The 21,859-nt window shown below is 69.5% G+C and carries 23 protein-coding genes; 15 read left to right on the top strand and 8 right to left on the bottom strand.

All coding sequences use genetic code 11. From position 1 onward, the window contains the following. Positions 1-3: 3 nt before the first annotated feature. A complete protein-coding gene (locus MA875_RS07820) occupies positions 4-1,479 on the top strand; it encodes an ABC transporter ATP-binding protein (RefSeq protein ID WP_248241567.1) in 1,476 nt (491 codons plus the stop codon). After that, positions 1,476-2,264 carry an energy-coupling factor transporter transmembrane component T family protein gene (locus tag MA875_RS07815; RefSeq protein WP_248241566.1) on the top strand — a complete coding sequence of 263 codons (789 nt, stop codon included), beginning with the start codon at positions 1,476-1,478 and terminating at the stop codon, positions 2,262-2,264. The genes MA875_RS07820 and MA875_RS07815 overlap by 4 nt, the downstream gene beginning before the upstream one ends. 450 nt (positions 2,265-2,714) lie before the next feature. Here MA875_RS07815 and MA875_RS07810 read toward each other — a convergent pair whose 3' ends face one another. After that, positions 2,715-3,224, bottom strand: coding sequence for an SRPBCC domain-containing protein (locus MA875_RS07810; RefSeq protein WP_248241565.1), 510 nt, complete (start codon positions 3,222-3,224; stop codon positions 2,715-2,717). Continuing rightward, positions 3,221-3,955 carry an aminoglycoside 3'-phosphotransferase gene (locus MA875_RS07805; RefSeq protein WP_248241564.1) on the bottom strand — a complete coding sequence of 245 codons (735 nt, stop codon included), beginning with the start codon at positions 3,953-3,955 and terminating at the stop codon, positions 3,221-3,223. Before MA875_RS07805 ends, MA875_RS07810 begins: the two co-directional genes overlap by 4 nt. 182 nt (positions 3,956-4,137) lie before the next feature. Here MA875_RS07805 and MA875_RS07800 point away from each other — a divergent pair, with 182 nt between their 5' ends. The 4 genes from MA875_RS07800 to MA875_RS07785 all read left to right on the top strand — a co-directional run bounded on the left by MA875_RS07800 (position 4,138) and on the right by MA875_RS07785 (position 7,690). Beyond that, positions 4,138-5,172, top strand: coding sequence for a TerC family protein (locus MA875_RS07800; RefSeq protein WP_248241563.1), 1,035 nt, complete (start codon positions 4,138-4,140; stop codon positions 5,170-5,172). A 111-nt stretch (positions 5,173-5,283) separates the two neighbouring features. Next, entirely contained in the window at positions 5,284-6,045 is a 762-nt protein-coding gene (locus tag MA875_RS07795) for an SDR family NAD(P)-dependent oxidoreductase (RefSeq protein ID WP_248241562.1), read from the top strand. Next, positions 6,042-6,863 carry an enoyl-CoA hydratase/isomerase family protein gene (locus MA875_RS07790; RefSeq protein ID WP_282448804.1) on the top strand — a complete coding sequence of 274 codons (822 nt, stop codon included), beginning with the start codon at positions 6,042-6,044 and terminating at the stop codon, positions 6,861-6,863. Before MA875_RS07795 ends, MA875_RS07790 begins: the two co-directional genes overlap by 4 nt. Beyond that, positions 6,860-7,690 carry an SDR family oxidoreductase gene (locus MA875_RS07785; protein ID WP_248241561.1) on the top strand — a complete coding sequence of 277 codons (831 nt, stop codon included), beginning with the start codon at positions 6,860-6,862 and terminating at the stop codon, positions 7,688-7,690. Before MA875_RS07790 ends, MA875_RS07785 begins: the two co-directional genes overlap by 4 nt. A 3-nt stretch (positions 7,691-7,693) precedes the next feature. On the opposite strand, the gene MA875_RS07780 is transcribed toward MA875_RS07785, so the two are convergent. The 5 genes from MA875_RS07780 to MA875_RS07760 form a co-directional block, all read right to left on the bottom strand. Next, positions 7,694-8,161, bottom strand: coding sequence for a GNAT family N-acetyltransferase (locus tag MA875_RS07780; protein ID WP_248241560.1), 468 nt, complete (start codon positions 8,159-8,161; stop codon positions 7,694-7,696). A gap of 242 nt (positions 8,162-8,403) precedes the next feature. After that, positions 8,404-9,249, bottom strand: coding sequence for an HAD-IIB family hydrolase (locus tag MA875_RS07775; RefSeq protein ID WP_248241559.1), 846 nt, complete (start codon positions 9,247-9,249; stop codon positions 8,404-8,406). Positions 9,250-9,738: 489 nt separating this feature from the next. Then, positions 9,739-10,335 carry a hypothetical protein gene (locus MA875_RS07770; RefSeq protein ID WP_248241558.1) on the bottom strand — a complete coding sequence of 199 codons (597 nt, stop codon included), beginning with the start codon at positions 10,333-10,335 and terminating at the stop codon, positions 9,739-9,741. Positions 10,336-10,424: 89 nt separating this feature from the next. Beyond that, positions 10,425-10,976 carry a DUF6578 domain-containing protein gene (locus MA875_RS07765; RefSeq protein WP_248241557.1) on the bottom strand — a complete coding sequence of 184 codons (552 nt, stop codon included), beginning with the start codon at positions 10,974-10,976 and terminating at the stop codon, positions 10,425-10,427. Positions 10,977-11,352: 376 nt separating this feature from the next. After that, complete coding sequence (locus tag MA875_RS07760) at positions 11,353-12,078, bottom strand: META domain-containing protein (protein WP_248241556.1); 726 nt, start codon at positions 12,076-12,078, stop codon at positions 11,353-11,355. Positions 12,079-12,259: 181 nt separating this feature from the next. Between MA875_RS07760 and MA875_RS07755 the strand changes: the two genes are divergently transcribed. Further along, complete coding sequence (locus MA875_RS07755; protein WP_248241555.1) at positions 12,260-12,568, top strand: hypothetical protein; 309 nt, start codon at positions 12,260-12,262, stop codon at positions 12,566-12,568. A 55-nt stretch (positions 12,569-12,623) separates the two neighbouring features. Then, positions 12,624-12,851 (top strand): hypothetical protein, encoded by a 228-nt coding sequence (locus MA875_RS07750; protein WP_248241554.1) that lies wholly within the window; start codon positions 12,624-12,626, stop codon positions 12,849-12,851. A 147-nt stretch (positions 12,852-12,998) separates the two neighbouring features. On the opposite strand, the gene MA875_RS07745 is transcribed toward MA875_RS07750, so the two are convergent. After that, a complete protein-coding gene (locus MA875_RS07745) occupies positions 12,999-13,505 on the bottom strand; it encodes a DUF3515 family protein (RefSeq protein WP_248241553.1) in 507 nt (168 codons plus the stop codon). 420 nt (positions 13,506-13,925) lie between these two features. On the opposite strand from MA875_RS07745, the gene rlmN reads away from it, so the two are divergent. The 7 genes from rlmN to MA875_RS07710 all read left to right on the top strand — a co-directional run bounded on the left by rlmN (position 13,926) and on the right by MA875_RS07710 (position 21,849). Further along, entirely contained in the window at positions 13,926-15,155 is a 1,230-nt protein-coding gene (rlmN, locus tag MA875_RS07740; protein WP_248241552.1) for a dual-specificity RNA methyltransferase RlmN, read from the top strand. A gap of 79 nt (positions 15,156-15,234) precedes the next feature. Beyond that, positions 15,235-16,125 carry an ABC transporter ATP-binding protein gene (locus tag MA875_RS07735; protein WP_248241551.1) on the top strand — a complete coding sequence of 297 codons (891 nt, stop codon included), beginning with the start codon at positions 15,235-15,237 and terminating at the stop codon, positions 16,123-16,125. Beyond that, on the top strand, positions 16,122-16,964 hold the full coding sequence (locus tag MA875_RS07730; RefSeq protein ID WP_248241550.1) for an ABC transporter permease: 843 nt from the start codon (positions 16,122-16,124) through the stop codon (positions 16,962-16,964). Before MA875_RS07735 ends, MA875_RS07730 begins: the two co-directional genes overlap by 4 nt. After that, the gene (locus tag MA875_RS07725; protein ID WP_248241549.1) at positions 16,965-18,173 is read left to right on the top strand and encodes a sensor histidine kinase; all 1,209 of its coding nucleotides are present in this window, start codon (positions 16,965-16,967) and stop codon (positions 18,171-18,173) included. Then, complete coding sequence (locus MA875_RS07720) at positions 18,160-18,819, top strand: response regulator (RefSeq protein ID WP_282448837.1); 660 nt, start codon at positions 18,160-18,162, stop codon at positions 18,817-18,819. Before MA875_RS07725 ends, MA875_RS07720 begins: the two co-directional genes overlap by 14 nt. Positions 18,820-18,831: 12 nt before the next feature. Continuing rightward, on the top strand, positions 18,832-20,829 hold the full coding sequence (locus tag MA875_RS07715) for an ABC1 kinase family protein (protein WP_248241548.1): 1,998 nt from the start codon (positions 18,832-18,834) through the stop codon (positions 20,827-20,829). Positions 20,830-20,919: 90 nt separating this feature from the next. Then, a complete protein-coding gene (locus MA875_RS07710) occupies positions 20,920-21,849 on the top strand; it encodes an aldo/keto reductase (protein WP_248241547.1) in 930 nt (309 codons plus the stop codon). The last annotated feature ends 10 nt before the right edge of the window (positions 21,850-21,859 follow it).

Here is a 21,859-nt window from a genome sequence, read left to right as displayed (position 1 = left end):
CCGGTGGACTCGACCGGAACACGTCCGGGCGCGCTCGAGGCGCGGGGCTGGGGATGGCGACACGCCTCGCGCCGGGCGTGGGCGGTCACCGACGTGTCGCTGCGCATCGACCCCGGGGAGCGCGTGCTCCTGCTCGGTGCGTCGGGCTCGGGCAAGTCGACCCTCCTCCACGGGTTCGCCGGCGTCCTCGGCGAGGGGGAGGACGGCGAGCGCGCCGGCGACCTCTTCATCGACGGGATGCCGGCGGCCGAGGCCCGAGGGAGGGCCGGCCTCGTTCTCCAAGACCCCGACGCGCAGGTCATCCTCGCCCGCGTCGGCGACGACGTCGCCTTCGGCTGCGAGAACCTCGGCGTGCCCCGCGCCGAGATCTGGCCGCGGGTGCGGACGGCCCTCGACGCCGTCGGCCTGGAGGTGCCGCTCGACCACCCGACCAAGGCGCTCTCGGGCGGGCAGAAGCAGCGATTGGCGCTCGCCGGAGCGCTGGCGATGCGCCCCGGCATCCTGCTTCTGGACGAACCGACCGCCAATCTCGACCCCGCGGGCGTGGTCGAGGTGCGCGACGCGGTGGCGCGCGTGGCGGCCGAGACAGCGATGACGCTGGTGGTCGTCGAGCACCGGGTCGACGCATGGCTGCCGGTCGTCGACCGGGTCGTCGTCCTCGGGGGCGGGGGCGGGAGCGCCGGCGGGGGGATCGTGGCCGACGGTGCGCCCGATGAGGTGCTCCGGCGAGACGGGGAGGCTCTCGCCGCGCAGGGTGTCTGGGTGCCCGGGCGTCCGCCGCGGCATCCGGCACCGGCGCCCCTCCCGCCCGGCGACGTGCTCCTCGAGGCGGACGACCTCGAAGTCGCGCGCGTGCGCGACACGCCGGTCGCCCGTGTCCGCCGTGCGGTGGTCCGCGAGCGCGAGGTGCTGGCGATCACGGGGCCCAATGGGGTCGGCAAATCCACGCTGGGGCTGACCCTGGCGGGACTGGTGCCCGCGGCATCCGGTTCTCTCTCGGCGACCGAGACGCTCGCCGGCGGCGCGGGCACGACGCCCATCCGGTGGAGTTCGCGGGCACTTCTCACCCGGATCGGGACGGTGTTCCAGGAGCCCGAGCACCAGCTCCTCACCCGCACTGTGCGTGACGAGCTCGCCGTCGGGCCGCGTGCGCTCGGCATGGCCGCGCCCGATGTCGAAGCCCGCGTCGACGAGCTGCTGCGGCGGCTGCGGCTCGATCACCTCGCGGCGGCGAACCCGTACACGCTCTCGGGCGGCGAGAAGCGTCGGCTGACGGTGGCGGCGGCGATCGCGACCCGGCCGCGGGTGCTGATCCTCGACGAACCCACCTTCGGGCAGGACGCGCGCACGTGGAGCGAGCTCGTCGCTCTCCTCGCAGAGCTGCGCGATGCGGGGACGGCGATCGTGGCGATCACCCACGACCGCGAGGTGGTGCGGGCCCTCGGTGCCCGGGAGCTGGCGATGGGAGCGGGCGGATGACGCTTGAGCGCACCCGTGCGCGCACCGGCCCGGTCGCGGCGATCAGCCCCGTCGCGAAGCTCGGGGCCGCGGCCCTGCTGACCGTGCCGCTCGTCCTGACCCTCGACCCGGTGTCGGCAGGGGTGGCGCTGCTGCTGGAGTTCGCGCTCTTCCCGTTCGCGGGGCTCGGCTGGCGGGAGTTCTGGCGTCGCACGTGGCCGGTGTGGCTCGCCGCGCCTCTCACGGCCTTGACGATCGCGCTGTACGGCGAGACGTCGGGGAGGGTGCTGCTGGAGTTCTTCGTCGTGCGCGTCAGCGAGGGGTCGCTCGAACTGGCGTTCTCGACGATGCTGCGCGTGCTCGCCATCGCGCTGCCGTCGGTCGTGCTGTTCGTCACCGTCGACCCCACCGACCTCGCCGACGGGCTCGGTCAGGTGCTGCGGCTCCCGTCGCGCTTCGTGCTCGGGGCGCTGGCGGGGCTGCGCATGGTGGGGCTCTTCCTCGACGATTGGCGTGCGCTCGAGCTCGCGCGCCGCGCGCGCGGAGTCGCCGACCGCGGGCGGGTGCGGCGCTTCCTCGGCATGGCGTTCGCCCTGCTCGTGCTGTCGCTCCGCCGCGGGGCGACCCTCGCCACCGCGATGGAGGCGCGCGGATTCGGCGCGCCCGGCCGCCGCACCTGGGCCCGGGAATCGACGTTCGGGCGCCGCGAGTGGGCGCTGCTCGCCGTCGGCGCGGCGATCGGCGCGACCGCCGTCGGCGCGGCGGTCGTCGCCGGCACGTGGAACCTCATCCTCGGGCCGGGCTGAGGGCCGTGTTATTGGCGCGCTGCGGATCGGGTCGCCCGGAGCCGAGGCGCGTCCCTGCGCGGCAACGCCGTGGCGCCGGCTCATCGAGGTGGCGCAGATTGTCGGGTTGAGCGGCCAAGGTGACCATAGGCGCCACTTCCTTGGGGCGTCGCGGATCGAGGTGGCGCAAATTGTCGGGTTGGGCGGGCCAAGGCGACCATATGCGCCACTTCCTTGAGGCGTCGCGGATCGAGGTGGCGCAAATTGTCGGGTTGAGCGTCGCACGGCGACCATATGCGCCACTTCCTTGAGGCGTCGCGGATCGAGGTGGCGCAGATTGTCGGGTTGAGCGTCGCACGGCGACCATATGCGCCACTTATCTGCGGGCCACTGCACGCGGCATCGCTCCGCCGCGGCACCGCTCCGCCGCGCCGCCGCGCGACCGCTGCCCCCGCGCCACGCGCCCCGCGCTCAGCCCGCGTCGACCCTCAGGTACTCCTCGCGCAGCGCCGGGTAGTACGCGCTCCAGTCGACCTCCGCCACGTCACGCCCCTCGCGCGCCGCGACGAGCCGGTCGAGGTAGTACTCCCAGCCGGGGCCGATCGACCCGACGTCCTCGCCGGCGCCGAGCCGCTGACCGAACGAGAGCACGGTTTCGCCCTCGTCCTCCTTCAGCTCGAACCACAGGTGCCAGGTCCCCTCGCCGACAGCGGTGTCGGCGACGAGCCGCCGGGGCTTGTCGCACTCGCGGATCGTGAATGTCTCGGCCGGGACGTTCTCACCCTCGGCCGTCATGCGGAACATCACGTGTCCGTCGGCGGGGTCGCCCTCCCACGTGCCGATCCACCGCTCCAGCCGGTCGGCGTCGGTGAGATCGCGCCACACCTTCTTCGCCGGAGCGCGGAACGTGCGCCGCAGCACCAGGTGGCGCTCGCCGTCGATGGTCTCGACCGTTCCGGTCACCTGCGGGGTTTCAGTCATGTCGCGTTCCACAGCTCTCGGTAGTACGTCATCCGCTGCACGTCCGCGTCGATCCCATAGGCGGCGAGCAGCGTCCGGGTCCATCCTGGCCCATAGTTCCACTCCAGGCTCATCGCGGCGACCGCGAGATCCGCCCAGCGATCGGCGACGCCGAGCGCGCCGAGATCCACATGCCCCGACACGCTCCCATCGTCGGCGAGCACCGTGTTCGGGGCGCACGCATCGCCGTGGCAGACCGCGAGGTCATCTTCCGAAGGCGCGTTCCGCAATCCCTCGGGCAGCCGGATGCCGCGCCGCGCCGCCCTCTCGAAGCGATCGGCGATCCGCCACGAGAACGGACACTCCGCCACGGGCAGCCGATCATGCAGCGATCGGAGTCCCACCCCGATCGCCGTCACCGCCGTCGCGGCGCCGGCGATCCATCGCGGCGCGACGGCGCTCTCGCCGGGGAGCGCCGACGTGACGAGCCACTCCTCGACGTCGTCGCCGCCTGCGGCGATCACCCGAGGCACCGTGACGAAGCGGCCCGCCCACGCCAGCCGCTCGGCTTCCCCCTCGACGGTGGTCTCGTCGTTTCTCGGACCCCACTTCAGATACCGGATGCCACCGGGCCCCGTCGCACGGAAGGTGAGGCCGCCGATCCCATTCCGCCACACGGGTACGAGGGCGTCGCCTGCGGCGAGGGCCCGCACCCGCGCGGGCACGACCACCCCGTCCGTCGGAATCGACATGCAAGCCACCCTAGGCCCGCGGAGCTTTGGTACCCTGGTAGCCGCAACAAGGGGAGTACTCCCGTTTGCGGCGTGCCCGTCAATACGAATCCGATGCAGCGTTCCGGGCCGCCGACCCTTCTGGGCGGAGGAGACCTTGGGCGGTACGACGCCTACCCACCCAATCCCCTTGGAGCCCCTTCGTGGACGTTTCCCCCCTGATCTGGATCATCACGATCGCGGTCACCGTCGCCTTCTTCGTCTTCGAGTTCTTCGCTCATGTGCGAAAGCCCCATGAGCCGAGCATCGGCGAGTCGGCCCGCTGGTCGGCGTTCTACATCGGCCTGGCCCTCCTCTTCGGCATCGTCATCGGCGTCGTGTGGGGCTGGGACTTCGGCGGCGAGTACTACGCCGGGTACCTCACCGAGAAGGCGCTGTCGATTGACAACCTCTTCGTCTTCCTCATCGTGATGACCGGTTTCGCGGTGCCGAAGATCTACCAGCAGAAGGTGCTGATGATCGGCATCGTGATCGCGCTCATCATGCGCGGCGCGTTCATCGCCGTGGGTGCGGCCCTCATCGAGAACTTCTCCTGGATCTTCTACATCTTCGGAGCGCTGCTGCTGTTCCTCGCCTACCGCCAGGCGTTCTCGCACGGCGAGTCCGATCCCGCCAACGGCAAGTTCATGACGTTCGTGCGCCGCCACCTCCCGGTGAGCGACGAGTACAACGGCGACAAGCTCACCGTGAAGAAGGACGGCCGCCGCTTCGTCACCCCGATGCTGCTCGTGATCGTCGCGATCGGCTTCGTCGACCTCATCTTCGCCGTCGACTCCATTCCCGCGATCTACGGCCTGACCGAGCAGGCGTACATCGTCTTCGTCGCCAACGCGTTCGCGCTGATGGGCCTGCGTCAGCTGTACTTCCTCATCGGTGGCCTGCTCGAGCGCCTCGTCTACCTGGCACAGGGACTCGCGGTCATCCTCGCCTTCATCGGCGTGAAGCTGGTGTTCCACGCCCTGCACGTCAACGAGCTGCCCTTCATCAACGGCGGCGAGCCGCTGCTGTGGGTGCCCGAGATCCCCATCTGGCTCTCGCTGCTGTTCATCGCGGCCACCATCACCGTGGCCACCATCGCGAGCCTGATGAAGACGCGCAACGACCGCGAGGCGAAGGACCGCGACCGCATCGAGGGCGAGCCGGTCATCGCCGCCAAGGACGAGTCGCGCGGCTCGTGACCGCTCCTCGAACCCGTTAGCCTGGTGTCAGCGATACGGCGGTGACACTCAGTTTCACTCGAACTGACACGCCGTATCGCTGACCAGCTGGACGGTTCGAAGGAGAACGGCATGGAGATCTCGGGCGCAGCAGCCCTCGTGACCGGCGGCGCGAGCGGCCTCGGCCTCGCCACCGCGGAGCGCCTGGCACGAGCGGGCGCGGTCGTGACCATCGTCGACCTGCCCTCCTCGCCCGGTGCCGAGGTCGCGGCCCGCTTGGGCGGCGCTTTCGCCCCGGCCGACGTGACCGACCCGGAGCAGATCGCCGCCGCCGTCGCGACCGCGGCGAGCATCGGGCCCCTGCGGATCGTGGTCAACTGCGCAGGGATCGCCCCACCGGCCAAGGTGCTCGACCGCGACGGCCGGCCCACCCCGCTCGCCGATTTCGAGCGGCTCGTCCGGGTGAACCTCATCGGCACCTACAACGTCATCGCGCAGGGTTCAGCCGCCATGGCCCGCACCGAGCCCACCGCCTCGGGTGACCGGGGGGTCATCGTCAACACCGCCAGCGTCGCGGCATTCGACGGCCAGATCGGCCAGCCGGCGTATTCGGCGAGCAAGGGCGGGGTGCACGCGATGACCCTCCCGATCGCCCGTGAGCTGGCCCGTCACGCCATCCGGGTGGTCACGATCGCCCCCGGCATCATGGAGACCCCGATGCTCAAGGGCTTGCCGCAGGCGGCGCAGGACTCCCTCGGTGAGCAGGTGCCCTACCCGGCTCGGCTCGGCAGGCCCGACGAGTACGCCTCCCTCGTGCAGCAGATCGTCGAGAACGGCTACCTCAACGGCGAAACGATCCGCCTCGACGGCGCGATCCGGATGGCCCCGCGATGACCGCCCCCCAGGACAGCACCGCCGCCGAGGACAGCATCCTCTTCGCCGTCTCGGACGACGGCCTCGCGCGCATGAGGTTCAACCGGCCGGCGCGGCTGAACGCGATGGACTTCGCGATGGCCGAGCGCTGGCGCGAGATCGCCCACCGGGTGGCCGATGACCCGGGGATCACCGCGGTGATCCTGGATGCCGCGGGCCCGGCCTTCTGCGCCGGCGGCGACGTGGTGGCGATGTCGACCAGTGGGGCGACTGGCGACGACGTCACCGCCAGCGCCCACGTCATCCACGACGGCATCCGCACCCTCGCCCTGTCGGACACGCCGATCGTCGCCGCCGTGCAGGGCGCCGTGGCCGGCGGGGGGCTCGGACTGATGCTCACCGCCGACTACATCGTCGCCACCGATGCCACGCGCTTCGTCAGCCGCTATGCCAACATCGGCCTCACCCCCGACCTCGGCGTGACGACCCTGCTGCCCGCCGCGATCGGCCAGCGCCGCGCCCTGCAGCTGCTTCTGCAGGACCGCACGCTCACCGCCGAGGAGGCGCTCGAGTGGGGCCTCATCGCCGAGATCGTTCCGGCCCCCGATCTCGCGGCCCGTGCCGAGGCGATCGCGCGCACCTGGATCGGCGGCGCCACCGCGGCGTTCGGGCAGGCCAAGCGCCTGGTGCGCCACGGCGCTGATCGCCCGTTCGAGGTCAACCTCGACGACGAGGCCGCCACGATCGGCGCCCGGTTCGGCACCGAGGAGGCGCGCACCCGCGTCGCGGCGTTCGCCGCGGCATCCCGCTCACGATCCCGCTCGGAGGAGACCCGATGACCCTCGCCGGAAAGACCATCCTGATCTCGGGCGGCAGCCGCGGGATCGGCCTCGCGATCGCGCTGCGCGCCGCCCGCGACGGCGCGAACATCGCCCTGCTCGCCAAGACCGACACCCCGCACCCGAAGCTCGAAGGCACCGTGCACACGGCGGCGGTCGCGATCGAAGAAGCCGGCGGACGGGCCCTCCCGATCGTCGGCGACGTGCGCAACGACGACGACATCACCGAGGCGGTGCTGAAGACCCAGGGCGAGTTCGACGGCATCGACATCGTCATCAACAACGCCAGCGTCATCGACCTGTCGCCCTCCCTCGACCTCGCGGCGAAGAAGTACGACCTCATGCAGGACGTCAACGTCCGGGGCACCTTCATGCTCTCGCGGGCAGCGGCGCCGATCCTTCGCGAGGCGGCGAACCCCCACATCCTGTCGCTCTCGCCGCCCCTGAACCTCAGTCCCCGCTGGCTGGGCGCGCACACCGGGTACACGCTGGCGAAGTACGGCATGACCATGGCGACCCTCGGCTTCGCCGCGGAGTTCGCCGAGGCGGGGATCGCCGCGAACACCCTCTGGCCGCGCACGACCATCGCCACGGCCGCCGTGCAGTTCGCCCTCGGGGGAGAGCGGATGATGCGGGCCAGCCGCACCCCGGAGATCTACGCCGACGCGGCGTACGAGGTGCTGACGAAGCCATCCCGCGAGTACACGGGACAGACGCTCATCGTCGAGGACGTACTCGAAGCCGCCGGCGTCACCGACTTCTCGCGGTACGCGGCGGTGCCGGGCACCCCCGACTCGGAGCTGTTCCCCGACATCTTCCTCGACTGAGCGTCAGCGGAGGGGTTTGCGCAGGAACACCTGTTCGCTGCCGTCGCCGGGGACCCGCTGGGACTCGCGGTAGCCCTGCCGCTCGTACAGGCGGAGGTTCGCCTCGCTGAGCGAGCCGGTGAACAACTCGGCCTCGGTCGCGCCGGCGTCGCGGCCGCGCTCCTCGAGCGCGTCGAGGAGCCGTGAGCCCACCCCCTCGCCCTGCACATCGGGGGCGATGGAAATGCGGCCGATCAGCAGGAGCCGGTCATCGACCCGCGCCCGCGCGGCGCCGACCATGCGGGGGCCGAGGAGCGCGACGCAGCCGAGATTCTCGGCCAGCTCGTGCTCGACCTCCGCCAGCGTCTGGGTGAAGGGGGGCATCTCGACGCTGCCGTAGATCAACGCCTCCGACACGAAAGCCGCCCGCTGCAGGGTCAGCACCTCGCCGGCGTCGGTGGGAAGGATGTCGCGGATCGTCAGGTCGCTCACGTTCTCACGGTAGCCCGGGCTCGCTGTCGCGCCGCCCGGGCTTGACGCGGCTCCCGCGAGCGTCGCGGGCCACGACCCGTCAGAAACTGCTGCGTCGTGCGTCGCGACCCGTCAGTGGATGCGGTCCGCCGCGCGAGCAGGCGGCATCCGTCGACGGGTCGGCGCGCGTGGGGAGCGAACGTGCGGCGGCTCGCCGCGGGCGGCACGCGCGGGCGAGGGCGCGGATGACGCGCCGAGGGCGATCAGGCGGTGACGAGGCCGTGACGCACGAATGCGTTCCAGACGCCGTCGGCGTCGACGCCCGAGGTGACCTCGTCGGCGACCTCCTTCACCCGGTCGGGCGCGTTGCCCATCGCGATGCCGAGCCCGCAGACCTGCAGCATCTCGAGGTCGTTGACGCTGTCGCCGATGCCGATCGCGTCGGCGAGGGTGAGCCCCACGCGGCCGACGTGCTCGACGATCGCCGCACCCTTGGTCATGCCCGCGAGGCTCACCTCGCCGCCCGACTCGCCGAGATAGGGGATCGTGCCGGTGATGACGTGGAACCTCTCACCGAGTCCGTCGCGCACCCGCGCGAACGCGCCCGGGTCGCTGCCGAAAAAGGTCGCCTTGGCAACCGGCTCGCCCGCCGGGCGGGGGCGGGGCGCCATCCGCTCGGCGAGCTTCGCCATGTCGGCGGTCGCGGCGGCGTCGCGACCGGCCGCGATGTCGCCCTCGAAGAGCGGCCGCACGCGGGCGAGCAGACCCGGGCTCGCCCAGATGTCGTCATACCCCTGCAGGATGAACTCGATGTCGGCCGCCTCCAAGAACGACCGCACCTCCGCGACATCCGCTTCGGGCATGGTGTAGCTCGCGACAAGCTCGTCGCCCTGCTCGACGAAGCCGCCGCCCGCGGTGATGGCGCCGTCGAAGCCGATCCGCAGCACGCTGTCGGGGATCTCGCGACGCCCGCGCCCCGTGCACACATAGACGAGGTGCCCGGCTGCGCGGGCGCCGCGGACCGCCGCGATCGCCGACTCAGCCAATTGTTGATGGTGATCGACGAGGGTGCCGTCGACGTCGAGGAAGGCGATGCGGCGCGATGTCACCATTTCAGCGTGTCAGATCCGCCGTCGCCGTCGCCGCCGCATCCTCGGTCAGTGCCGCCCCGTTTCGTGCGGATGACCTCGCGATACCAGTCGAACGACTTCTTCCGGTACCGCTCGAGGGTGCCCGACCCGTCGTCGTTGCGGTCGACGTAGATGAACCGGCGGCGCGCCCAAAGCTCATGGATCTCCCTTGATCAGAGGGCGCCGGGGTTCCAAGCAGACCCGGTACCTCCCTCGACGCTAAGCGACCGGTCGGCCGAACGCTACTCGCGCGGCGCGCGCAGGTCGGTCCCCAACGCACGAAGAAGCGGCTAGCTCATGTGGTCGGTCGCGGAGCAGCACTTCGCATCATCTGAATCCTCCGTCCGACGAGATCTGCCGGGCAGTGGCCACATGCGCGCGGTTGCCTCGGATCACGATCTGTCTCGTATCTCTTGCCTTGCGCTACGCCCCCGGCACTCGAGACATGCGTATGCCCCGTGGCGGCCGTCAGAAAAAGGCGGCCAGCGCGTGTCGGAAGCTTTCGCTGTCGGCTCGGGTGCGCTCCGTGACGAGCAGCGTGTTTGGCCCGATCTTGTGAGTGTGCACTTCACGGCACGGGATCGTGACAATTCGCGTCAGCCCTGCGCGCCAGGCGGGGATCAGCGCATCGAGGTCGCGCCGCTCAGGGCTTTCTTCCAGGGCGCGTGGCCGAGAAGAGATGAACTCGTCCATGCCCTTCTGCTCCCACTTGCGGTAAGACGCGTCGGCGAAGGTATCGTGACCGAAATAGTCCCGGACGTCCGGTCCCACGATCTCCCTCAAGAGTGCGGCACGTTCGGGCGATCCGTCGATGGTCTCCTGGACGCGATCGAACAGCCGCGGGTCGGTTTCGCGCCCCACGTGGTCCAGGGCATTATGCCACACCTGCGGCCAGAGACGCTCCCAGTCGGCTCGCGTTGCAGCATCTGATGCGATGGATGCGTCGTCGGGGGTATCGGACAACAGCGGTGGCAGATTCGCGCCTTGAGGTTCCAGATGGTGCGCTTCCCTCAGCCACAGCAACTCGACCAGTGCATGAGGCCGCTCGTCCACGGTCAGCGTCATGTCATGCGGCCAAGGGTTGCCCGGGTCTGGATTGAGTGATCTCATCGCTCTAGCCCAACCCACGGACCCCGCGTGCGCAAGACGGTTGTTCAGGTGTCGTCGATGTCGACCAGCCACCCGGCGAGTAATCGAGCCCTCCGTTCGCCGGAGGCGCCGCTTATGCTGTCGCTTTCTGGTTGTGGCGTGGCTTCAACTGCCTGCGAAGTCAGCCCCACGCCGCGGGCGGGCTCCAGCGTGGCGGTGCCGGGTCGAGGCACGATCTCGACAACGTAACGCGACGGGCGCGAGCCAGCGAACACCCCGCCGCCAAGCTCACGGCGGACCATCGGCCAATCCTCACCCTCGGGGGGCATGACGGCGTCAGGTGGAGCGCCGTGGCCAGGACGACGCAACGACTGACGCTCTTCGACCTCGTGCGTGACTGCGTGTACGGCGGTCACGCGGCCGTGCACTCGATCGGTGAGTTCTTCTTCGTGGTGCGACTCGACCGCGTCCACCGTGGCGATTAGTGCCGAACCGAGCAGTTCGGCCAATGATGGATCCGGGGTTCGTGTGGCGACGCGTAGGTCGACCTCGTCGCCGACCGCAAATGCATCACCGCAGCACGCCCACTCCCACTCCGAGAGCCACACGCGGGTCATGCAGCCCAGGGTAGCGAGTGATGCCGCTTCCAATCTGTGCCGGACCGAACATTGGTCCCCAATCGCACGGCGAGGCCGATAGCTCGCGTGGTTGTCGCGGAGCAGCGCTTCGCATCATCTGACTCTTTGCAGGACCCGACCCGTGAGATCTGCAAGGCAGGAGCCACATGCGCGCGGATGACTCGGATCACGATGTGTCTCGTATCCCTTGCCTTGCGCTACATGCGACGTTTGCCGACTGGATCCTGAAGCAAGTCCAACAGCTACAAGGCGAATTGGCTGACCCGCCAGCCCGGTAGCGGATCGCGGGGCGGGACGACAGCGCCGAACGCCGACTGGTGGCAAATGCCCGGGGCCTTGGACGGAGCAGTTGGAATCAGCTCTGACCAGTTGCCGCCGTAGGTGCAAGACCTCCGATGGGTGACCCGGTTGGCCCGTTGATGTAGAGAAAGTTCCCCAGGATCCTGGCGGATCGTCCTTTGCTCAGCCAGGTGTCGATCCCGTCGCAGTCGGCCGTCGTTACTGACAAGAGTGTCAAAGTGATCTCACCCTCCGGGTCTTGAATCCACTCACCGCTTAGGTCGTTGCATCCGTCGGTGCCGACGAGCGTGCCATCCGGGAGGAATTCCAGGCGCGGGGCCTCGTCGGCGTCCGTTCCCCATTGGCCGACGGGGCTTAGTGGTGGTGGTGCCGCGGGAAGGTCACCCTGCGCGATTCGATCGTTTCGTTCGTACATCGGTGCAAGCCCGGACTGGACCAGGACACTCGTGACCGTCGCTGACGCCACAACCAGCACCACGGCAATGAGCCCAGCCCAGAACGTGGGCTTGCCGAGAAGTCGGAGCGCGATCGCGGCGCCTGCGGCGACGGCGAGGGAGACGGCCACTTCCCACGGGTACGCGGCACGCGCGGCGAAGATGAGATCCAGATCGCAGACGCCCTCGCAGCCGACCGTGCCGAACAGCTCAAAGATCTGCAGAAAGTGCACAAGCGCCAGAATGACCGGGACCGACAGCCACAGGCTGACCTCGAGCCCGCGTCGCTGCTGAACCGCCCCACGTGGGGGAAGTGCAGCCGGCTGCTGATACCCCGCAAAGCGCATGGGGCCGACGCTAACACCGCAGCAGCGGACCACCTTGCAAAGGCCAGTGCACCCACGCTGAGGGATCCGCATGCGTTCTTGAACGGGTGAAGTGGAAGGCGCGTGCAGGCTTCCGCACGAGATCGAATCTGCCTGGTACAGTCGCCGCGAGGTCAGGCCGCGGAGGAGTCGGGGTGACACGGTGGATGAGGATTGGCGCTTTGTCTTCAGTGATCCTCGGCCTGCCGGGAACGACGAAGAGGCAGGGGTTGCATCCGCTCTCGCGCAACTCAATCTCAAGCTGCATGCGATTCTCGCGACAACATCCCCATGTGAGCTCCCGACGCTCGCCGACGACATCGACCGGCTTGTGCGCGGCCTTTCTGACGCTGGGCTAACTGCCGACGAGATCGCTAACCAAACTACGATCCGCCCGGCCGCCGCCGCACACATCGCCGCAAAAGGAAGCATGCGCGACTTCCTGACCGCTCTTCCGGGCCCGGTGACTTGACCTCCGCTGCATGAGTGAGTCCATCGCGTGTACTCGTGACTGAATGGAGCATGGAATGACTTGGCAGACATTTTCCGGGGAGCCGAGTGATCAGGCCGCCGCGGCGCAGAGTGAGGGACCCGATCCTCAGCTTGAGTTGATTGTGAGAGTTCACCGGACGTCGGAAGGCGGCTCTGTGCTCACATGGTCGTACGCGGACGCCGCCACCGACTCAAAGGAGGATCTTCTCAACGCGGCACTGAACGCCGTGAGATCTGAGGCTTCGCGCATCGTAGGGCAGTGATCTGGCTCAACAACGCGACAAGCTCACTCGATTCCTCTCTCGGAGCAACTCAAACGGGTGAAGACGCACAACCCGCCCGGTGAGGATCGCACGGTGGGAGCGACGCGCGTGCGGACATCCTGTCCCGTATCCTTCGCCTTGCGCTACCTAGGGGGCCGTCCGGACATCAGTCCGATCAGTACATTCGGCAGAGGCAACGGGCAGCGCAGCGTCGACCACTCCGCCGAGCGCTTCGAGGACTGCAGCGAAGTCCAGGCCTCCGGTGCGAGCGATCGCAACTTCGACGGCGGGGTCGCGCCCGAAAGTCACCACACGCTGGAGATTGGTCTCTTGGGGCAGGGCAAGCCAGTCCGTGCCGCCCAGGTAGAAGCATGGGAGCTCGGATGGCCCAGGTGGCTTGACACCACAGGTGAGAATGATGGATACCGGATTACCCCATGCTCCGGTGGACTGTGCATCGGTCCACCGACGGTCTTCGTTCTCGACGCTGTCTGGCAGTGAAACGGTAACGCGGGCACAGTCAGGGCTGTTCGCGTTCTCCGCTGGCGTCAAGGAGACCGTGTTCGAACAACTGAGTAGCGGGGCCGACAGGGCAACCACAGCTAACGAGGTGACTGCACGAAGTCGATTTCGCCTGTTGCGAGCCCGCGTCATGGGACCGACCCTATCCAGCGGGGGTTCCCGGCCGCGACGACTGGTCCAGTCGTGGGTGCCGCATGTCGGCGAGGGGCTCGCAGCGAAGGCGACGTGTGTTGTTACACCTTGTTCTGCCACCTGTCTCGTATCCCTTACCTTGCGAGACGTCTCGTAGGTCCAATGCGGCATCCTCGTGACCCCGCGGAATTGACCGCAGGGCATCTCTCGGAACTATGTGTCGCAACTCAGCGAGACCTCTTCGGGTGGGCAAGTCCGATACGAGACACCGAAAGCATGAGGGTCGACCCCCTGTTCGAAGAAATGAGCCTTCCGTGAACCCGCGCCGCGCGCAGAATCCGGATGCCTCTCACAGGCCCACACCGTCCCACCACCGACGCCCCCGGGCGCTTCCCATGATGCCCCCGCTACCCTGGGACGGTGACCGAGAATCCTCCTGCCCGCGGCACCGCCGGGCCCGTCCGCCAGGTGCGGCCGCGTACCGAAGGGTGGAAGCAGCAGAAGGATGCCGACGGCCGCCCCCTCCTGCAGTTCGCCAGCCCCAAGCGGGGGAAGCCGCCGGTGCACCTGGCCGACCTCACCGCCGACGAGCGGGCCGCGAAGGTGACCGAGCACGGCCTTCCGGCGTTCCGCGCGAAGCAGATCGAGACGCACTACTTCCGCCACTACACCAGCGACCCAGGCGAGATGACCGACCTCCCGGCATCCGTCCGCGACGACCTCGTCGCCGGTCTCCTGCCGCCCCTTCTCACCGAGGTGCGGCGGCTGCAGACCGACCGCGGCGACACGATCAAGTTCCTCTGGAAGCTCCACGACGGCGCGCTCGTGGAGTCGGTGCTGATGCGCTACCCGGGTCGGATCACGCTGTGCGTGTCGAGCCAGGCCGGATGCGGCATGAACTGCCCGTTCTGCGCCACCGGCCAGGCCGGACTCACCCGCAACATGTCGGCGGCCGAGATCGTCGATCAGATTGTTCGCGCCAACCGCCTGATCCGCGAGGGCGGGCTCGGGAAGGCCGAGCACCCCGACGAGCGGGTGACCAACATCGTCTTCATGGGAATGGGCGAGCCCCTGGCCAACTACGCCCGGGTGATGCAGGCGGTGCGCGTCATGATCGACCCGCAGCGCGGGCTCGGCATGAGCGCGCGTGGCATCACGGTGTCGACGGTGGGACTCGTGCCGGCGATCCGGAAGCTCTCGGCCGAGGAGATCCCCGTCACCTTCGCGCTGTCGCTCCACGCCCCCGACGACCACCTGCGTGACGAGCTGATCCCGGTGAACTCGAAGTGGAAGGTCGATGAGGCGCTCGACGCCGCACGCGAGTACTTCGACAAGACCGGGCGCCGCGTCTCGATCGAGTACGCCCTGATCAAGGACATGAACGATCACGCCTGGCGGGCCGATCTGCTGGCCGAGAAGCTCAACGCCCGCGGTCGCGGCTGGGTGCACGTGAACCCCATTCCGCTGAACCCCACGCCGGGGTCGGTGTGGACCGCGTCGGAGCGGAGCGTGCAGAACGAATTCGTGCGGCGCCTGAACGCTGCGGGCATCCCGACCACGCTCCGTGACACCCGCGGCAAGGAGATCGACGGCGCCTGCGGGCAGCTGGTGGCCACCGAAGCGGATGTCGCGGCGGCCGCGTCGAACTGAGCGTCATCCACCGAACGGTGGATGACGAACCCACCGTCAGGTTGTCCTGGCAGGGCTCTGGATGCGGCATGGTCGGAGTATGACCAGTGTTGTCGAGGTCGAAGACCTCACCAAGACCTATCGCGGCGGCTTCCAGGCGCTGAAAGGCGTGAGCTTCGACATCCGCCGCGGCGAGACCTTCGCCCTTCTCGGGCCCAACGGCGCCGGCAAGAGCACGACCATCGAGATCCTCGAGGGCTACCGCGACCGCTCCGGCGGCGAGGTGCGGGTGCTGAACGTCGACCCCCGACAGGGTGATCTGCGCTGGCGGTCGCGGCTCGGGATCGTGCTGCAGAGCACCGGCGAAGCGCCGTCGGCGAGTGTGAAGGAGCTCCTGTCGCACTTCGCGTCGTTCTACCCCCGGGCGCGCAGTGTCGACGACGTCATCGAGGCGGTCGGGCTGTCGGAGAAGGCGAAGACACCGGTGCGCAAGCTCTCCGGAGGTCAGCGCCGCCGCGTGGACGTCGCCCTCGGGATCATCGGCTCACCCGAACTGCTCTTCCTCGACGAGCCGACCACGGGTTTCGACCCGGAGGCCCGACGGGTCTTCTGGGAGCTCATCCGCGGGCTCCAGCGCGAAGGGACCACGATCCTGCTGACCACGCACTACCTCGACGAGGCCGCCGAGCTCTCCGAGCGCGCGGCGATCGTCGTCGGCGGCAAGCTCGCCTCGCTCGGTCCCGTCGGAGAGCTCGGCGGCGCCGAGGCCCGCATCCCCATCGTCCGGTGGCGCGAGGGCGGGCAGCTGCGCGAGCAGCGCACCGACCAGCCGGGGCGCGTGGTCGCAGACCTGTGCGCCGCACTCGGCGGCGAGCCCGAGGCCCTCGAGATCGTCCGGCCGAGCCTCGAAGACGTCTACCTGTCCTTCGTGGAGGGCGAGGATGCCGCATCCGATCCCGACACCGAGATCGTCACGGAGGTGACCCGATGACCACCACCCGCGCGTCGCACAAGGTCTCGTTCGGCCCTGCTCGGACCGTTCGCCTCGGCCTCCGCCGCATCGTCTTCGAGGTGCGCGCCTATTTCCGCCAGGGCGACTCGGTGTTCTTCACCTTCCTCTTCCCGGTGCTGTTCCTGTTCATCTTCGCGGTGGCCTTCAGCAGCAGCACCTTCGGGCCGCCCTCCGACGAGGTCACCGCCGCCGGGTACTACCTGCCCGCGATGCTCGCGGCGGGTCTGCTGCTCTCGGGTACCCAGCTGCTGGCGATCGACATCGCGATGGAACGCAGCGACGGCACACTGAAACGCCTGGGCGGCATGCCCCTCTCGCCGGTGTCGTACTTCATCGGCAAGCTCGGGCAGGTGCTCGTCACCGGGGTGTTCCAGGCCGCCCTGCTCCTCGTGATCGCGGCGGTGTTCTTCGGTGTCGCCCTCCCGACCGATCCCGAGCGATGGCTGACGTTCACCTGGGTGTTCCTCCTCGGCGCCATCACCTGCGGTGTCCTCGGCATCGCCCTGAGCGCCCTGCCGCGCAGCGGTCGGAGCGCGACGGCCGTCGTCATCCCCATCGTGCTCGTGCTGCAGTTCATCTCCGGGGTGTTCATCCCGTTCGACACGCTGCCCGAGTGGCTGCAGAACTTCGCCGCCATCTTCCCGTTGAAGTGGATCGCCCAGGGGATGCGCTCGGTCTTCCTCCCCGAGGTCTTCGCCGACGCCGAGCCGGGGGGATCGTGGCAGCACCAGGAGACCCTCATCGCGCTTCTCATCTGGCTCGTGGTGGGACTCATCCTCGCCCGGCTGACCTTCCGCTGGATTCGCAGAGATGCCTGAATGAGCGCACCGGAGCGAACCGACGGGGCGGTCGGCGCGTGGGGCTGGGGGGTCTCTCTCGCCGCCGCCCTCGTCGCGTGCGCGGTCGCGGCCTGGGTGGCCGTCTCGCCCGGTGGCGAGTGGGGACTCTTCGTCGCGACGATCGCGATCGGCGCCGGATACCTGCTGCTCTTCCAGCTCGTGCTGCGCCGCATCCCGGCCGACACCCCGGGCGTGTGGGTCGTCGCGGTGGTCACGATCCTCGTCGCCGGGGGAATGACCGCCCTCGTGCCGAGCAATGCGGCCCTCCAGTTCTGGGCCTTCCCGGCGCTCTGGGCGCTGCAGTCGCGACTCGTGCCGACCCTGGCGCTGACCGCAGCCCTCACCGTGGCGGTGTTCCTGGGCTTCGCCGTCAGCACCGGCGACCAGCCCGGATGGCAGGTCACCGCCCTTCTCACCCAGGGGATCTCCTACGCCTTCAACATCGTCATGGGGCTGTGGCTGCGGCAGGTGTACCTCGTCTCCGAGGCCCGCGAACGCCTGCTCGCCGAACTCACCGCCGCGCAGGACCAGCTCGCCACCCTTCACCGCGAGGCCGGCACCGCAGCCGAGCGGGAGCGCATCTCCCGTGAGCTGCACGACACCATCGCCCAGTCGCTTGCAGGGGTGGTGCTGCTCGTGCAGCGCGCCCGGCGCGAATTCGCCGGGGGGACCCTGACGGACGACACCCTGCAGATCACCGAGGATGCCGCCCGCGCGGCCCTCACCGAGACCCGCACCCTCGTCGCGGGGAGCGCCCCCGTCGAACTACATTCGGGCGGGCTCGCGTCGGCGCTCAACACTCTCGCCGACCGCTTCCGTCGTGAGACCGGGCTCGAGGTCGCGGTCGAGGCCGATTCCGGTGTCGACGACGTGCTCGACCGCGAGCGCGACGTGGGGCTGCTGCGCTGCGCGCAGGAGGCTCTGGCCAACGTCCGCAAGCATTCCGGTGCCCAGCGGGTGCGCATCGCGCTCCGGCAGGATGACGCGGGCGCGGTGCTCGAGGTCGGCAACAACGGTCGCGGCTTCGATCCCCACTCGGCTCCGGCGGGATACGGGCTGCCGGGTCTCCGCGACCGCCTCGCCCTCGTGGGTGGGGCGCTGGAGGTCGACGGCACCGACGGGGCGGTGCGGTTGCGCGCCCGTGTGCCGCGGGGAGGAGACCCTGATCCGCATCCTGGTGGTCGATGACCACCCGATCGTCCGATCGGGGATCGTCGCCCTCATCGACGCCGCCGTCGACCTCGAGGTCGTCGGCACCGCCGACACCGGGGAGCGCGCCGTCGACCTCGCCGCCGCACTCGCGCCCGACATCGTGCTGATGGACCTCCGCCTGCCCGGCATCGACGGCGACGAGGCCACCGCCCGCATCGTCGAGGCGCTCCCCGCCACGCGCGTCGTCGTGCTGACCACCTACGAGAACGACGACGCGATCCTCCGTGCCATCGGCGCAGGCGCGAGCGGGTATCTGCTGAAGGCCGCGCCGGAGGCGGAGCTGCTCGCCGGCATCCGTGCGGTGGCGGGGGGCGAGGTCGCGCTCGCTCCGAGCGTCGCGAGGGTGCTCGTCGCACGAGCGACCCGTCCCGAGCGCCGGGACCCCGACCCGGTCGCCCTGTCCCCGCGCGAACGGGAGGTGCTGCGTCTCGTCGCCGAAGGGCTCAGCAACCGCCAGATCGGCCAGCGACTGCATCTCGGCGAATCGACCGTCAAGACCCATCTGCTGCATGTCTTCGGCAAGCTCGAGGTGAGCGACCGGACCCACGCGGTGATGCGGGCGATGGAGCTCGGTCTGCTCGGTCCGCCTGCCGACCCGCCTGACACCGCCGGTAAGCACTGACACAATCGACCTATGCCGACCTGGGTGAGCGTAGGCCTCCTCGCGATCGTCTTCGCACTCATCGCGACGTGGGTGTCGCGTCGCCTGCTCGACCGGAGGATCGGCGAGATCCGCGCGCTCATCCTCTCCGTGCTCGTCTTCCTCGTCAGCGCCCCGGTGGCGCTGTGGATGCTGCAGCGGTCGGGTGTCTACGACGCCGACTTCACCCTCGCCGTCGAAGGCTTCATCGCTCTGGCGTTCGTGGCTCTGACGCTCGGGTGGATGCTCGCGATCGTCGTCGCGGTCATCATGTCGGTGGAATTCCTGTGGCCCTCCCGCGGCTTCCGCAATCCCGTCACCGCCTTCCGTCAGGCTCTCCGGCGGCGCGACCGCGCTCGCCGCTACGCGCAGATCGTCGCCATCGGCTCGCGGCATGGTCTCGGTCTGTACCAGCGTCACCGGCGCGGCGACGGCGATGATCTACCGACGGCGCTCGTCGCCGCCCTGAACCAGGCGGGCGTGACCTTCGTCAAGCTCGGTCAAGCCCTCTCCACGCGCGAGGACGTCCTTCCGCCCGAGTTCGTCCGTGCCCTCTCGACGCTTCAGATGGACTCGACCGCCATCCCCTGGGCCGAGGCGGAGGCGGCGATCGCCGCAGAGCTCGGACGACCGCTGGCCGAGGTCTTCGCGACGGTGGAGGAGCATCCCCTCGCCGCCGCGTCGGTCGCGCAGGTGCACGCCGCCACGCTGCTGACGGGGGAGTCGGTCGTGGTCAAGATCCAGCGGCCGCGTGCGCGCGCGCAGGTGACGACGGATCTCGACATCCTCGAGCGGCTCGCCACCGACGCCGAGCGCCGGATGGAGTGGGCGCGCGCCTACGGCCTGCGAGCCCTCGTCGTGGAGTTCGCGCGGGCGCTGCGGGAGGAGCTCGACTACCGGGTCGAAGCGGCGAACACCGAGCTGCTGCGGGGCGCCATCGCGCGGTCGAGCGACGCGCAGCTGGTGGTCCCGCGGGTGTATCGACAGTTCACGACCTCGCGCATGCTCGTTCAGGAGCGCGTCGAGGGTACCCCGTTCAGTCGGCTCCTGCCCGGAGATCTCGACCCGGAGCGCGCGGTCGCCATCGCCGACCGCGTCGTGGACAGCGTGTTCGAGCAGATCGCGGTGCGCGGAATTTTCCACGCCGACCTGCACCCGGGGAACCTGGTGCTGCGCGAGGACGACAGCGTCGCCCTCGTCGACTTCGGTGCGATCGGCGTGCTGGAGCGCAGCATGCGCCATCTCCTCGTGCCCTTCCTCATCGCGATCCTCAACGAAGACGACGTCGCCGCCACCGATGTCGTCCTGCTGCTCTGCGCGCCGGATCGGGGGACGTCCGCCGACCGCGCCGCGCTGCAGCACGACATCGGCGTGGTGCTGACGCGGATCCACAACGGCACCGGCGACGAGAACGTCTTCCGCGCCCTCATCGACGTGCTGCGCGGGCACCGGCTGGCCATGCCGCCCTCCCTCCTCCTGGTCTTCCGAACCCTCGCCTCCCTCGAGGGCTCGCTGCGGCGGCTGCAGCCCGAGTACGACATGGTCGGTCACGCCCTCGAGCGAGCCCCCCACACCGCCCGGTTGATGAACACCCCCCGCGACCTCCTGCTGTCGGCGCAGTCCAACGGCGCGCTGCTCATCGAGCAGCTCCGACGCCTGCCCCGGCGCATGGAGAACGTCGGACGCTCCCTCGAAGACGGCACATTCGTCGTTCAACTGCGCCGCTTCTCCAACCCGACGGAGCGCAGCTGGCTCGACGGATTGCTCGGCCAGGTGACGGTGACGACCATCGGGATCGCCCTGCTCCTCATGGGCATTCTGCTCGCGGTCGCCGACGGCGGGCCCGAGCTGACGGCCGAAGTGGCCGTGTCGCCGTTCCTGGGGAGCCTCGTCGCCCTCGGCGGTTTTCTGCTGCTGCTGCGAAGCCTCCGGCGTGCCCTGCGTCTGCGTGGTGATGTGGCCGAGGGCGATGCGTCCGACGGCGAAGCCTGACGCCTCGCCGCGTCTTTGTCCAGGCCGGACGAGCGGAAGGTCCACGGCCTAGGGTGGGGAGCCCGTCCGCCCCCTGGAGAAGGAACGTCCATGAGAAGGATCCCCCTCGGCAGCATCGATGCGCCCAACGTCGTCCTCGGCATGATGCGCATCGCCGACAAGACCGACGATGAGATCAGGGCGCTGGTCGCCGCCGCCCGAGACGCGGGAATCGACTTCTTCGATCACGCCGACGTCTACGGCAACGAGCTGCACGGCTGCGAGGCCCGCGCCGCCGACGCGCTGCGACTCTCGCCGAGCGAGCGCGCGCAGGTCACGATCCAGACCAAGGCGGGCATCGTCCGCGAGGGGCCGTACTTCGACTTCTCCTACGACCACCTCGTCACCTCGGTCGAAGGGTCACTGAAGGCGCTGAAGACGGACTACATCGACATCCTGCTTCTGCACCGCCCCGATGCGCTCGTCGAGCCCGAGGAGGTCGCCCGGGCGTTCGACCACCTCGAGAGCGCGGGCAAGGTCCGCGCCTTCGGGGTCTCCAACCAGACTCCGGCGCAGATCGAGCTGCTGAAGACCGCCGTGACGCAGCCGATCGTGGCGAACCAGCTGCAGCTGTCGATCACCCACGCGCCGATCATCGCGCAGGGAGTCGCGGCGAACATGGCGGGCACCGAGCAGTCGGTCGTGCTCGACGGCGGCGGGATCGTCGACTACTGCCGCCTCCACGGCATCACCGTGCAGGCCTGGTCGCCGTTCCAGGCCGGCTTCTTCACCGGAACCTTCCTCGGTTCCCCCGAGTACGCCGAGCTGAACGCCGTCATCGACCGCCTCGCGAAGGTCTACGACGTGCCGGCCATCGCCATCGCCACCGCCTGGATCACGCGGCATCCCGCGAACATGCAGGTGGTGCTCGGCACCACCACCATCGAGCGCGTGCAGGGTGCCGCGCTCGGCTCCGACATCCCCCTCACGCGGGCCGAGTGGTACGAGCTCTTCCGTGCCGCCGGCTACCGCGTGCCCTGAACCCTCTCGA

It is taken from the genome of Microbacterium kunmingense (assembly GCF_023155745.1).
GTDB classification, from domain to species: Bacteria; Actinomycetota; Actinomycetes; order Actinomycetales; family Microbacteriaceae; genus Microbacterium; species Microbacterium kunmingense.
This window is presented reverse-complemented; position numbering and strand designations above follow the sequence as displayed.

Coding starts and splice junctions, on each gene's coding strand:
- MA875_RS07815 (WP_248241566.1), top strand. CDS start 1,476: ATGACGCTTGAGCGCACCCGTGCGCGCACCGGCCCGGTCGCGGCGATC.
- MA875_RS07810 (WP_248241565.1), bottom strand. CDS start 3,224: ATGACTGAAACCCCGCAGGTGACCGGAACGGTCGAGACCATCGACGGC.
- MA875_RS07805 (WP_248241564.1), bottom strand. CDS start 3,955: ATGTCGATTCCGACGGACGGGGTGGTCGTGCCCGCGCGGGTGCGGGCC.
- MA875_RS07795 (WP_248241562.1), top strand. CDS start 5,284: ATGGAGATCTCGGGCGCAGCAGCCCTCGTGACCGGCGGCGCGAGCGGC.
- MA875_RS07790 (WP_282448804.1), top strand. CDS start 6,042: ATGACCGCCCCCCAGGACAGCACCGCCGCCGAGGACAGCATCCTCTTC.
- MA875_RS07785 (WP_248241561.1), top strand. CDS start 6,860: ATGACCCTCGCCGGAAAGACCATCCTGATCTCGGGCGGCAGCCGCGGG.
- MA875_RS07770 (WP_248241558.1), bottom strand. CDS start 10,335: ATGACGCTGACCGTGGACGAGCGGCCTCATGCACTGGTCGAGTTGCTG.
- MA875_RS07765 (WP_248241557.1), bottom strand. CDS start 10,976: ATGACCCGCGTGTGGCTCTCGGAGTGGGAGTGGGCGTGCTGCGGTGAT.
- MA875_RS07760 (WP_248241556.1), bottom strand. CDS start 12,078: ATGCGCTTTGCGGGGTATCAGCAGCCGGCTGCACTTCCCCCACGTGGG.
- MA875_RS07750 (WP_248241554.1), top strand. CDS start 12,624: ATGACTTGGCAGACATTTTCCGGGGAGCCGAGTGATCAGGCCGCCGCG.
- MA875_RS07745 (WP_248241553.1), bottom strand. CDS start 13,505: ATGACGCGGGCTCGCAACAGGCGAAATCGACTTCGTGCAGTCACCTCG.
- MA875_RS07735 (WP_248241551.1), top strand. CDS start 15,235: ATGACCAGTGTTGTCGAGGTCGAAGACCTCACCAAGACCTATCGCGGC.
- MA875_RS07730 (WP_248241550.1), top strand. CDS start 16,122: ATGACCACCACCCGCGCGTCGCACAAGGTCTCGTTCGGCCCTGCTCGG.
- MA875_RS07725 (WP_248241549.1), top strand. CDS start 16,965: ATGAGCGCACCGGAGCGAACCGACGGGGCGGTCGGCGCGTGGGGCTGG.
- MA875_RS07715 (WP_248241548.1), top strand. CDS start 18,832: ATGCCGACCTGGGTGAGCGTAGGCCTCCTCGCGATCGTCTTCGCACTC.
- MA875_RS07710 (WP_248241547.1), top strand. CDS start 20,920: ATGAGAAGGATCCCCCTCGGCAGCATCGATGCGCCCAACGTCGTCCTC.